Source organism: Acinetobacter stercoris, from assembly GCF_900323515.1.
In the GTDB taxonomy this organism is placed as follows: Bacteria; Pseudomonadota; Gammaproteobacteria; order Pseudomonadales; family Moraxellaceae; genus Acinetobacter; species Acinetobacter stercoris.
Genome location: NZ_OOGT01000013.1, coordinates 21094 through 34322, shown reverse-complemented (window position 1 = coordinate 34322; position 13229 = coordinate 21094). Strand labels below are relative to the sequence as shown.

At 38.9% G+C, this 13229-nt stretch carries 11 protein-coding genes; 10 read left to right on the top strand and 1 reads right to left on the bottom strand.

What is annotated here, in order from left to right; translation table 11 throughout:
* Window positions 1-266: 266 nt before the first annotated feature.
* The 10 genes from KPC_RS02605 to KPC_RS02560 all read left to right on the top strand — a co-directional run bounded on the left by KPC_RS02605 (window position 267) and on the right by KPC_RS02560 (window position 12214).
* On the top strand, window positions 267-1007 hold the full coding sequence (locus KPC_RS02605; protein ID WP_174507591.1) for a HesA/MoeB/ThiF family protein: 741 nt from the start codon (window positions 267-269) through the stop codon (window positions 1005-1007).
* 45 nt (window positions 1008-1052) lie between these two features.
* Entirely contained in the window at window positions 1053-2345 is a 1293-nt protein-coding gene (locus KPC_RS02600; RefSeq protein WP_121972876.1) for an ABC1 kinase family protein, read from the top strand.
* Window positions 2346-2453: 108 nt separating this feature from the next.
* The gene (folB, locus tag KPC_RS02595) at window positions 2454-2834 is read left to right on the top strand and encodes a dihydroneopterin aldolase (protein ID WP_121972875.1); all 381 of its coding nucleotides are present in this window, start codon (window positions 2454-2456) and stop codon (window positions 2832-2834) included.
* Entirely contained in the window at window positions 2791-3225 is a 435-nt protein-coding gene (locus KPC_RS02590; protein WP_121972874.1) for a 2-amino-4-hydroxy-6-hydroxymethyldihydropteridine diphosphokinase, read from the top strand. The genes folB and KPC_RS02590 overlap by 44 nt, the downstream gene beginning before the upstream one ends.
* A gap of 51 nt (window positions 3226-3276) precedes the next feature.
* Window positions 3277-3825 carry a DUF2799 domain-containing protein gene (locus KPC_RS02585; RefSeq protein ID WP_121972873.1) on the top strand — a complete coding sequence of 183 codons (549 nt, stop codon included), beginning with the start codon at window positions 3277-3279 and terminating at the stop codon, window positions 3823-3825.
* Window positions 3826-4093: 268 nt separating this feature from the next.
* Window positions 4094-5818 carry a potassium-transporting ATPase subunit KdpA gene (gene kdpA / locus KPC_RS02580; RefSeq protein ID WP_121972872.1) on the top strand — a complete coding sequence of 575 codons (1725 nt, stop codon included), beginning with the start codon at window positions 4094-4096 and terminating at the stop codon, window positions 5816-5818.
* A 12-nt stretch (window positions 5819-5830) separates the two neighbouring features.
* On the top strand, window positions 5831-7864 hold the full coding sequence (kdpB, locus tag KPC_RS02575; protein ID WP_121972871.1) for a potassium-transporting ATPase subunit KdpB: 2034 nt from the start codon (window positions 5831-5833) through the stop codon (window positions 7862-7864).
* Between the two features lie 12 nt (window positions 7865-7876).
* On the top strand, window positions 7877-8479 hold the full coding sequence (kdpC, locus tag KPC_RS02570) for a potassium-transporting ATPase subunit KdpC (RefSeq protein ID WP_121972870.1): 603 nt from the start codon (window positions 7877-7879) through the stop codon (window positions 8477-8479).
* Between the two features lie 346 nt (window positions 8480-8825).
* Window positions 8826-11486 carry a sensor histidine kinase gene (locus KPC_RS02565; RefSeq protein ID WP_121972869.1) on the top strand — a complete coding sequence of 887 codons (2661 nt, stop codon included), beginning with the start codon at window positions 8826-8828 and terminating at the stop codon, window positions 11484-11486.
* A 44-nt stretch (window positions 11487-11530) separates the two neighbouring features.
* Window positions 11531-12214: a response regulator gene (locus tag KPC_RS02560; RefSeq protein ID WP_228212131.1), complete on the top strand. Its 684-nt coding sequence runs from the start codon at window positions 11531-11533 to the stop codon at window positions 12212-12214.
* Between the two features lie 58 nt (window positions 12215-12272).
* On the opposite strand, the gene KPC_RS02555 is transcribed toward KPC_RS02560, so the two are convergent.
* Complete coding sequence (locus KPC_RS02555; RefSeq protein ID WP_121972868.1) at window positions 12273-13199, bottom strand: LysR family transcriptional regulator; 927 nt, start codon at window positions 13197-13199, stop codon at window positions 12273-12275.
* Window positions 13200-13229: the final 30 nt, after the last annotated feature.

The window sequence follows — 13229 nt, the reverse complement described above, 5'->3', positions numbered from 1 at the left end:
CAGAAAGGATGTATGAGTAATTAATAAACAAATTCAATAATTGATATGATTCAAGAAATCTATAAAATTTTAGCAGTTTTATATTTTATATGTACTTGTAAAGCGATTGAGCTAGATAATTTAGAAGGCGGGATGAAAAACTGCTATAAAAAGACACTGCTTAATTGATGTCATTTCCATTATAATTTTTGTCGATGATTTTGCAAAACGATCAGGACAAATACGTGGCAAAGCTGGGTAGTGAATTTGAGTTAAGTGATGATGAAATGCATCTTTATAGCCGGCAAATATTACTGGATGGGTGGGATATTGATGCTCAGGAAAGGCTTAAATTTTCAAATGTACTGATTGTCGGTTGTGGTGGTATTGGTTGTGCAACAGGGGAACTATTAGCCCGGGCTGGGGTAGGTAAAATTACCCTGATTGATCATGACCAGATCGAAACGAGTAATTTACAAAGACAAATTGCCTATACATCAGAAGATATTGGCTTCTATAAAGCAGAAATTTTGGCAAAAAGACTCAAGCTTATTAACCCATTCATCAAGGTAGATGTCTATTATACAAATCTGGATGAAAAAAATGCAGCGGATTTAATTGCAAGTCAGGATCTGGTTTTAGATGGTTGTGATAATTTCACAACGCGTTATCTGGTTAATACTGTATGTAAACAACATGATGTTGCCTTAATTAGTGCATCTGCGATTGGTTTTCAGGGACAGTTATTTATGGTTGAAGGGGAAAGTGCATGCTATGAATGTCTATTTCCCAAAGAGCACCACGCTGACGAAGGTTTTAGGTGCGCTGATTCGGGGGTATTGGCAACCACCCCCAATGTTATGGCTACCTTGCAGGCACACCATGCACTTTTGTATTTAGGTTTAAACAAAACACCTTTGAAACAGAAGTTATTGTTATGGGATGGTTTAACGATGCAGCAAAAAATTCTGAGTTTTGAAAAGGACGTTGATTGTACTGTTTGTCAGGCAAGATTCGACCATAGTTAAAACTTTTTTGGTACACTTGGTGAAAATTGGCGTTTCAAAGACACTATGAAAAAAAATATCTGGTTGGATGGACTACGTTCGGTTGCCCGAATGGGTGAAACGGCTGTTGTAGCGGCAAAAGCAGGCATTAAATATGCAACAGAAAAACCGAGTAATGCAAAACTGATGCGAGAAACGTTTGAATCTCTCGGCTCAACCTACATCAAGCTCGGTCAGTTTATTGCCAGTACACCATCACTTTTCCCACGTGAATATGTCGAAGAGTTTCAAGGCTGCCTAGACCAAACACCATCGCTACCATTTAGTTATGTTGAAGAGGTGCTTGCTTCCGAGTTTGCTGGCCGTGATTTGACTGAGATTTTTGCTTCGATTGAAGAAAAGCCCCTTGCTTCGGCATCTATTGCACAGGTTCATGCTGCAAAACTGGTGAGCGGTGAGGATGTAGTGATCAAGGTGCAAAAGCCTGGTGTTGAAACGATTTTATATACAGATTTAAACGTGTTGCATTGGGCAACCAAAATTTTAGAAAAAGCTGTCCCTAAGGTTAAATTTGCATCTTTGGCTGATATTGTTGAAGAAATCAAAACACGTATGGTACGTGAAGTTGACTTTATTGAAGAAGCAAAAAATCTTGAAGATTTCCGGGAGTATTTGCAATTAACCAATAATCAGGCGGCGACTGCACCAAGAGTTTATCATCAATATTCAACACGTCGTGTTTTAACCATGCAGCGTTTGTATGGTGTACCTTTGACCGATTTTGAAATCGTTAAACAATATTCAAAAGACCCTTCTCAAGTCTTGATTACTGCCATGAATACCTGGTTTGGCAGTTTGATGATGTGTAATAGTTTTCATGCCGATTTGCATGCAGGAAATCTGATGCTGCTTGAAGATGGACGAGTTGGTTTTATTGATTTTGGAATAGTTGGACAACTCAACCCAGAAGTCTGGTCAGCATGTATTGCATTTATGGATTCCTTGCAAAAAACTGATTATCAGGCAATGGCAGAAAATATGCTGAAAATGGGTGCGACCAGTAAGCAGATAGATACTCAAGTTCTTGCACAGGATATAGAACGTCTATTTAGTGGAGTATTAATGGCTGATCCACAGGAGTTACTCGCATCTAAACCTTCCGACCTTAATGATATCATGATGGATATGGTTGCTGTGGGTGAACGCCACGGAATACGTTTCCCACGGGATTTTGCCTTATTGTTTAAACAGATGCTGTATTTTGACCGTTTCATGCGTGTACTTGCACCTTATACCGATATCTATGCAGATCAACGTTTGCAGATGCAAATGGATCCTTCGTTGTTATTAAAACATTAATTTTTTATGATTCATCTAAGCCCCTGGCAGGGGCTGTTTGATAAATCCCTTTCTGATTTGACGAGCGGGAATATAGCAAGCTAAGAATTGAATATTTTAGGGGAATCGATGGATTCGATTATTATAGAAGGCTTAAAAGTTGAAACTGTAGTCGGGTGTTTTAATTGGGAACGGCAGATCAAGCAGCCTTTGATGCTGGATCTGGTTATTTCTACAAATTTGCAGCAGGCTGCAGATTCTGATGAGTTGGTCGATACACTCAATTATGCTGAAATATGTGAAATATCAGCAAAAGTGATTATTGATGCTGCACCAAAATTAATCGAACATGCTGCAAAATTGGTTATGGATGCGCTTTTTACTACCTTTGAAGCGATAGAATCGATTAAAATTACCATCCGTAAGCCTGCGATTATTGCAGAAGCTCATTCTGTAGGAATTCGTCTTGAACGTCACCGAAACGATTTTTGCTCTAGCTCTGGCGAGTAATTTTAATCCCAAACAACATTTTCATACTGCTTTTGCCCAATTAAAACAATTGGGGGATATCCGGTTTTCAAAAATTTATGAAATCCCGTGTCGGGATGGAATCGGTGCTGATTACTGGAATGCTGCATGTTTACTAAAGACCAAGCTTGGTTATAGTGCAATGATAGATTTGCTTAAACAGATGGAAACCCGGTCTGGACGTGTTCGTCCATCTCATCAGATTAGTCTGGATGTAGATTTGATTGCATGGGGGCATCATTTAAGTGAAATGCAGTTTAATCCGAAAAAACTGCCTTTGGCTCTGGATGTTAAAATCCCGATGAATGATATTTGGCCTGATCCGGTTTTCCAACATGAAATATATAATTTTCCAGTCATTAAAAACTTATAATTTCAAATCAATTTAGTTTATATAAAATTTAAAGATGAGTGGGTATTTTTGATGAAGTCTTTGAGCTTGGTGGGAAGTGTATTGCTGTTATCTGGTTGCACAGCAATGAGTGTAGAAGAATGTAAAACAACAAACTGGTTTGTAAAAGGTGAGGATGACGGGAGTCGGGGGCATTTGTCAAAAATAGCAGGTTATTATAAAGCATGTCAGAAGGTGAATGTATTACCGGATCAGACAGAATATGAACATGGATATCGTCTAGGATTGGAAACTTTCTGCCAAGCCCAAAATATTTTTTATGAAGCGCTCAATGGGGGTGGCAATTATCAAGTATGTCCAAGTCAGTATCGTGCAGGATTAAGACCTTATTATGACGCCGCACATAATTATTATCAGGCAGAAAAAGATTACAGGAATAGTCTGGATGAATTCGAGCGCTTGCAAGATTATTCGGATGAAAAAAAGCTTAAAGAAACAGATAGGGAAGATTATAAAAAACGTTATGCAGAACTTAAAAATAAAACCCGGAAAAAAGAGTGGGAGTATCGTAAGGCACAGATTGAATTAGAACAGTTTAAGTTTAGAAATGGTTTAAATTGATAATAAACAGTTATTCAGTGAAAGCTTTCAAGATCTTTTTATAAAAATTTATGCAAATTTTACGCTACAGTCTACACTTGAAATAGAGAGTTTACGCATCTTTTTTACATACTTGGCATTGGAATAACCCGATGTTCAGGACAAAAAAGATGTGTGCTAAAACCATAGCTTATCAAAAAGTAAAGCATCAAAGCATATGCTTGGCGATATCTGCACGTATAAATAATAACTACTCGAAATGTGTCATCTTCATACGTGGAGAAAAGACATGTTAGAACTCATATTACTTTTATTGCTTGTCATAATTCTGGCATATCCATTAGGTTGTTATCTTGCGGCGATTATGTCGCAACGTGAGATGAAAAGCGATCTGTTGTTCAACTGGATTGAAAAGCCAATTTATGCCGCCTTAGGTACACATCCTAAACAAGGAATGAATGCCAAAACTTATATCTTAAGTTTTCTGTTGAGTTGTTTTGTTATTGGCATGATCGTCTGGTTTATATTCATGCTGCAGGCATGGTTACCGTTCAATCCAAATCATGCAGTAAATATGTCTTGGGATCTGGCATTGCATACCATGATTTCATTTTTAACCAACACTAATCAGCAGCATTATTCCGGGCAAGCTCAATTGTCTTACTTATCGCAAATGGTCGGGATCGTTGGCTTACAAATCATCACACCAATGATGGGTTTGGCGATGGTAGTCGCAACATTAAGAGCTTTATTTTTTAATAAATCAAATGAGGTTTCTGCCCAAGAACAGACGACAGACATTTCAAGCCGTGTTGCAAAAATCAATGTAGGAAACTATTGGGCAGATGTGATTCGTCCGACATTCCGTTTTTTAATCCCATTATGTATGGTCTGGTCACTGCTTTTAAATAGTCAGGGAGTCCCTGCCACATTTCAGGGTGGACCAGAAGTTCAGGTTCTGGATCAGACCTCAGAACTGAAAACTCAAAAAATCCCGCTTGGTCCTGTTGCACCTATGGTTGCAATCAAGCAGCTTGGAAGCAATGGTGGTGGATGGTATGGACCAAATAGCACTGTGCCATTAGAGAATCCAACGCCATTATCGAATTTTATGGAGATGTTGGCGATTTTACTGATTCCTGTTTCCGTCATATTCATGTTGGGATTTTTTACAAAACGTCCCAAATTTGCAGCTTTTGTTTTTGGATCAATGCTGCTTATGTCAATTATTTCGGCAACAAGTGCAATCTGGTTGGAAAGTATTTCTCCAACTGCCTCGCAAATTTCTGTTATGGAAGGCAAGGAAATGCGTTTTGGTGGAGCTTCATCAGCACTTTGGGCTGCTGTAACAACCCAAGTCAATAATGGCTCTGTAGGTATGATGCATGATTCTGCTGCTCCCTTGACTGGACTAGTCACATTCGCAAACATGCTGATTAACGCTATATGGGGGGGGATAGGATGTGGCTTACAACAGTTTATTATTTATTTGTTTTTAGCTGTATTTATTGCCGGTTTGATGACTGGACGTACACCTGAATTATTTGGCCGAAAAATTGAAACTGAAGAAATTAAACTATTAGCGGTAGTTATTTTAATTCAACCCATCATAATTTTAACTTTCACAGCGATCACTTTATTTTTCCCTGGCATCACTGGAAATAGCAATCCTTCATTTCATGGTATTTCTCAGGTTCTTTATGAGTATGTCTCGGCTTTTGCCAATAATGGTTCAGGTTTTGAAGGCTTGGGTGATAACACAGTCTGGTGGAATGTTTCCTGTAGTATCGCATTACTATTAGGTCGTTTTCCAACCCTGATTATTCCTTTCATTATTGCCACACGCTTGGCCGCAAAACGTCAGGCACCTGAAAGCAGTGGTAGCCTAAAAGTAGAAACTCCTACTTTTGCTTTAACCCTGATTGCAATTGTGGTGATGCTCACCTTATTACAATTTATGCCTGTTCTGGTTCTGGGACCGATTGCAGATCATCTGGTATTGGTACAAGGTTAAGGGGGAAATATCATGAACATCTCAAAAAATAATATTCAGAATCACTCTACATCTACCTTGTTTCAAACCGAAGCCTGGAAAAATGCTTTTATCAAGTTATTGCCACAATATGTGTTTAAAAATCCTGTCATGGCGATTGTCTGGCTTGGAACAGTCATTACTTTCCTCAGCACTTTATTAGGTAAAGCAAACTTGGGGTTTGGTTTGTCAGTCACGCTCATTTTGTTGATTACTGTGCTTTTTGCAAACTATGCCGAGGCAGTTGCAGAAGCTAAAGGGCGTGGGCAGGCATCTTCTTTAAGACAGGCTCGTCAGAACTTGATAGCACGACGTTTATCTTCAAAAAATGATGAAGAAGGTGTGCAAATTGCGGCGACTGATTTGAAAATGTACGATCTGATCGAGGTACGAGCTGGAGAGTTGATCCCAGCTGATGGTGAAATTATTCAGGGCTTTGCAACCATTAATGAAGCCGCTGTAACAGGTGAATCTGCTCCTGTACTTCGCGAAGCAGGTACAGATAAGTCTGGAGTAATTGGTGGGACTAAAGTACTGACAGATCGTATCATTGTTCAAGTTACAGCTGAAGCGGGACATAGTTTTTTAGACCGTATGATCGCATTGGTTGAAGGTTCAAATCGTCAGAAAACACCAAATGAAATTGCACTAAGTATTTTGCTGACAGTCATGACCGTAACTTTTATTACAGTCGTTTTGAGTTTGCCGTTTATAGGTCACTTTCTTGGTATTTCTATTAGCCCCATCGTTCTGGTTGCATTGTTGGTCTGTTTGATTCCGACGACGATTGGTGGTTTGTTACCTGCAATTGGGATAGCGGGTATGAATCGTGCGCTAAAAGCAAATGTCATCGCCAAATCAGGTAAGGCGGTTGAAGTTGCAGGTGATGTAGACGTGTTGTTACTTGATAAAACAGGTACGATCACTTATGGCGACCGTCAGGCGACAGCATTTTATCCTTTAACAGGTGTTTCTGAATCTGAATTACGTCAAGCCGCAGTTTTGACCTCACTTGCTGATCCTACACCTGAGGGCAAGTCAGTCGTTGCACTTGCAAAAGAACTTGGGGAAAAAATCAATGAGCCAGAGCATGCCGAGTTTATCGCGTTTAATGCTTCAACACGTATATCAGGTGTTAATCTACAAAATGCTCAACAGATCCGTAAAGGTGCACTGGATGCAATTTTAAAATTTACTGGGCACAATCTTTTGGCAAATGCCGAATTGAAAACGCGTGTTGAACAGGTAGCATCTAAAGGTGCTACGCCACTTGTTGTTTCAAAAGGTCATGATTTATTAGGTGTGATTGAATTATCGGACGTGATTAAAAAAGGAATAAAAGAAAAATTTGTTCGTCTGCGTGAAATGGGAATCAAGACGGTAATGGTGACAGGAGATAACCCATTAACAGCAGCAGCAATTGCAGCACAGGCAGGTGTGGACGACTATATTGCAGAGGCTAAACCAGAAGATAAATTGACCTGTATTCGTAGTGAACAAAATAGAGGTCATCTGGTTGCTATGGTGGGTGATGGTACCAATGATGCTCCTGCATTGGCACAGGCTGACATTGGCTTGGCGATGAACTCGGGGACACAGGCTGCAAAAGAAGCGGGTAATATGGTCGATCTGGATTCTGATCCTACAAAATTGCTCGCTGTGGTTGAGATTGGCAAGCAACAGTTAATAACGCGAGGTGCATTGACCACTTTTTCACTGGCAAATGATATTTCAAAGTACTTTGCAATTTTACCTGCGTTGTTTGTTGCTGCTATTCCTCAAATGGGTGTACTGAATATCATGCAATTGGCAAGTCCAGAAAGTGCGATTCTTTCTGCACTTATTTTCAATGCCATCATCATTCCACTTCTGATTCCAATTGCACTTCGCGGGGTAAAATTTAAACCCTCTACTTCGACGCAATTACTGCGCCGTAATATGATGATTTATGGCGTAGGTGGTGTATTACTCCCATTTGTTGCCATTAAAGCAATTGATGTCATTGTCAGCCAGTTTTTGGTGATATAGGGAGTTTAAAAAATGAATAGTGAAAATTTAGCAATGAATGAACTTTCATTCGCATCATTATTACGTGCTTCGATAGGGCTCAGTATTGTGGCTTTAGGATTGTGTGGATTTATATATAGTGCTATAGCAACGGGACTCGGGCAGGTTATTTTTCCTGATCAGGCGAATGGCAGCATGATTGAAGATAATGGAAAAATACTGGGTTCGCGTTTAGTTGCTCAACCTTTTGCACAGGATAAATATTTTATTTCACGTCCTTCTGCTTCAAATTATGATCCGATGAAAATGTCAGGTAGTAATTTGGCCAGGACTAATCCTGAGTTGAATAAACTTGTTCAGCAGCGTTTGAATAATATTGCAACACAAAATCAAATGAATATGAACCATATTCCAAGTGATTTAGTAACGGCATCGGGAAGTGGAATTGATCCTGATATTAGTGTGCAATCGGCAATGATTCAGGTTAAGCGTATCGCAGCTGCAAGACATTTGACTGATCAAGAAGTTGTAGATTTGATTCAACAATATGTTCAGCAACCGACATTCGGGATTTTAGGTCAGGCACGTGTGAATGTGCTTGAGTTAAATCTGGCTTTAGATCAGATTAAGGAATAGGTATGACAAATAGAGTGATGTTTAAATGATCCCAACGATCAATATTCTAAAAATAAAAAAGAATATACACGATGTGGTCTTTTTATTCCTTCATTCTATTCTTGGATCTCATTGATTACTTTTGTTATGGCGAAAGTAATCAAAACAGGTTGTCATACGCAAAAGTCGGTATCTATCTGTGAAGATTTAATTTGCCGCAACTAGTTTGAAGTTTTAACAGACCCTAAATAATAGATGGAGTTCCATCTGAAACAGTAGTGGATGAGATTTATGTGTATCATGACTACAGTTAAGGATGAGTTTAAAAAATCGAGATTGTTTATAAGGGCAAGAATAAAGATCAATCATGAGTGCAAGTAGAAACAATAAAGCAAATGTACTGCTACAACATACTCAGCGTTATCAATCTGGGCGTTTAACCATCTTTTTAGGGGCAGCACCTGGTGTCGGGAAAACCTATGCTATGTTGGTCCGGGCACATGAGTTGCATCTACAGGGCACAGATATTGTGATTGGTTATGTTGAAACACATGGCCGTATGGAAACTGATAATCTGGTCGCTGGTTTGCCATATATTTCACGTAAAACAATCCAGTATCAGGGACATCAGCTAGAAGAAATGGATTTAGATGCGGTGCTGGAAAAGAAACCTTCAATTGTTCTGGTAGATGAATTTGCTCATACCAATATGCCAGGCAGTCGCCATGAAAAGCGTTGGCAGGATATTAATGAACTCCTTGATGCAGGTATTGATGTTTTTACGACCATGAATATTCAACATTTGGAGAGTTTGAATGACGTGGTTTATCAAATCACGGGCATTCGGGTAAAAGAAACAGTACCTGATCGTGTGTTTGAGAGAATTCGTGATATCCGCCTGATTGATTTGCCTGTGAATGAGTTGATAGAACGGTTAAATCAGGGAAAAATCTATGTTTCAGATCAGGCTGAACATGCCTTAAAAGGTTTTTTTAACCAATCCAATCTGACTGCACTCAGGGAACTGGCGATGCAAACAGTTGCTAGTCATGTTGATAGTGATGTGCGTGAGAATTTTGCATTACAAGGATTAGCACCTATCCCTTTAAAAAATCATATCCTTGTGATTATAGATGGTTTAGGGTGTTCAGAAGCGTTGGTACGGGCAGGATGTCGTATTGCTGAGAACCGTTTAGCCATGTGGACCGTGGTTGCATTTTTACAGCATCATTCTGGTGATGATACTAGCCAACTTAGTGAACAAAATCGAGAAATGGAAAAAGCCTTAAACCTGACACGACAGTTAGGGGGGAGGACTGAAATTCTCTATGGAACGCAACATGCTAAAATGTTATCTGACTATGCAATAGAACGTGGAATTTCCACGATTGTTTTGGCACAAGATAAACAAAAGCAGTGGTGGGAAGGTCAAAAAAATAATTTAGCCAATAGGCTTTTAAAATATCAGCCAAAGTTTGAATTGAGTATAGTCCCCGTTCAGGCACATCAGAAAATTAAACGCCTTCAGTTCAATAAGCCTTATTTGCTGAGTGTGAAAGAACTTATTTTTGTGCTATTGGCAACCGTGATTGGAGTCATCATCGCAAGTTTGGGTGAAAAATATTTTGGTATCAGTGAGATCTCGGTTATTTTTATTACAACTGTAGTTTTTGTAGCATCCAGAACCCGTATGCTAGCAGCAACATGTTCTGCGGTTTTACTCTTTATTTCATTTGATTTCTTTTTTATTCCACCAAAATTTACTTTCGATATATCGGCGCATCAAGGTGTAATCACCATTATGGCATTTCTGGCAGCAGCATTGATTGCGAGTCGTCTTGCTTCCCGACTTCGCGAACAGGTTACTGCATTAAAAGCTGCGAATAGCTATAACAGTTATCTGCAAGATTTAAGTCAAAAGTTATCTATGGCTGCCAATCTGGATCAGGTACTGGAAATCGCATTGCAAAATTTGGAAAAATTAAAAGTCAAAGTCTGGATTTATGTGCCAGATCAAACTCAAGCTGTATATATTTCAGAGCAAGTGGTTTTAACGGATAAAGAAAGAATATCGGCAGATTGGACATATAAACATAGTCAGCCTTCGGGGCGTTTTACTCAGACCTTAACTGAAAATGCATGGTGGTTTTTACCTTTTTTAGCTTCAAAGCAATGTTTGGGCGTAGCAGGTCTGAAATTTGATGATGATATATACGATGTGAGTATAGAGAAAAAACGTCTGGCTGAAGCCATGGTTGAAAATATTGCCCAAGCTATTTCACGGACAAAACTGACCAAGGAGCTTGAGATTGCGAATGTAAACTCTGAAACTGAAAAACTACGTTCAGCATTGCTATCCTCAGTATCACATGATTTACGTTCCCCACTTGCCTCAATGATTGGCGCTGCTGATACATTGGCCAACTATCGTCACAATATGGATGAGAAAGATCAGGATAGTTTACTTGAAGCGATACATCTGGAAGGTGAGCGTCTCGATCGCTATATCCAGAATTTACTGGATATGACACGCTTGGGGCATGATGGATTAAGTCTGAAGAGAGACTGGATTGGAGTTGATGAACTGGTAGGATCGGCAGTACGCCGTTTAAAACGCTATATGCCATATATCAATGTCACAATAAAAATGCCATCTGAAAACTTAAGCCTATTTGTACATGCAGCATTGATCGAACAGGCAATATTTAATGTTTTGGAAAATGCCGCCAAGTTTTCACCGGAGGATATTCCAATAGAATTACAAGTTTTAAAAATAACAGACCATCAGATTCAGATTTCTATTACAGATCAGGGGCAAGGTATACCCGAAGATGAACGTAACCGTATATTTGATATGTTTTATACCATGCAAAGAGGTGATCGTGGCCAGTATGGAACGGGATTGGGGCTGACTATTGTGAAAGCGATTATTGGTGCGCATATGGGGCAAATAACAGCAACATCTGGCAAGTATAATCTTGGTACATGTATCCAGATCGTACTTCCGATTCAACAACCTATGGCATAGCAGGTGAATCATTTATGCTAGATATTCAAAGTTCTTCCAGTGCCATGATCAATGTGTTGATTATTGATGATGAAACCCAGATACGTAAATTTTTAGATATCGCGCTTCGTGCGCAAGGTTATAAAACCTTGATGGCGGAAACAGGTCAAAAAGGGCTGGAATTACTTGCTTTACAAGGTGCTGATCTGGTGATTCTGGATTTGGGGTTACCTGATCTGGACGGGGTTGAGGTCTTGCATGAATTACGTTCATGGTCACAGGTGCCTGTTATTGTTCTGTCAGTTCGCTCGGATGAACTGGAAAAAGTTAAATTACTGGATGCTGGTGCGAATGACTATGTGACCAAGCCTTTTAGTGTTCAAGAGCTAATGGCCCGTATTCGAGTGATGCTACGGAATATGCCAGTTCAGACTGAATCTGTGATTTTTGATGATGGCTATTTGAAGATAGATTTTGCACAGCGTCAGGTTTTTCTGGAAAATGAGTTGATTTCTCTAACACGAAAAGAGTATCAGTTATTAAATATACTGGCGCAGCACAGTGGTCAATTGATTACTCAGCCACAGATTTTAAAAGAGTTGTGGGGACCTACTCATCAGGAAGATACACATTATTTAAGGATATTGGTGGCAAAGTTAAGGGCCAAACTTAATGATGATGCAATTCATCCGAAGTACATTTTGACAGAGTCAGGGGTAGGATTGAGGTTTTTGGGGAAAATGAAATAATTGCATTAGTCTTTTGTAGAATTTCATCTGGACTCGGATAAAACTATTAAAAGTAACTTTAAATATCCCAAATTGCCTTATTTTGCCAGGTTTGTTGAATTAACTCCAAAAAGAGTTTTACTTTGGGAGCTAAGTAATGTCTAGAAGGATAAATTGCACATATTGAGGGTTCGGGATGGTGAAATTCTTTTAAAACAGGTATAAGTGACCCATTAGCAATATTTTTTCCAACCAAAAAAGCTCCGAGATGGCATATTCCTAAACCTGAAATGGAAGCATCTTTTATCGCTTCTGTATTACTGGATGATAGTTGTCCTCTTACCTTGTATTCATAACTTTCATTATTTGTTTTGAAACGCCAAGGTAGAATCATACCTTGATGAGAATAACCTAATAAATGATGGGTATTTAGATCCTCTATTTTTTGAGGAGTTCCATGTTTTCTTAAATATTCAGGAGATGCGCATGTTAATAACCGATGTGGAGCTAAAACTCGTCTGACAAGTCGACTGTCATCATTTCCTCCAATTCTGATCGCTAAATCAATACCATCTTTTACAAGATCACAATATTCATCTGAAAAATATAATTCTGCTTGTACTTCAGGCCATTGTATTAAGTATTTTTGCAAAATGGGTAAAACATGTAATCGGCCAAATGCAACTGGCATACTGATTTTCAATTTACCTCTAGGATATTGCTTTGTTTTATTTAAGGCACTTTCTGCATTTTCGATTTCATTTAAAATTTTTAAAGAATGTTGATAAAACAATTGACCTTCATCAGTAAGGCTGACTTGTCGAGTAGTCCGATAAAGTAAACGCGTATTGAGTTGATTTTCTAATTTAGAAAGGGATTTGCCTGCTGCAGAACGTGATATACCTAATTTTTGTGCTGCAAGAGTAAAGCTTGAGTTCTCAACAATACAAATAAAAATACGAATATCGAATAGATTATCTAGTAAATAATGATCTTTATTAGACACTTTTATTCCCTAATGATGCTCTTTTATGTG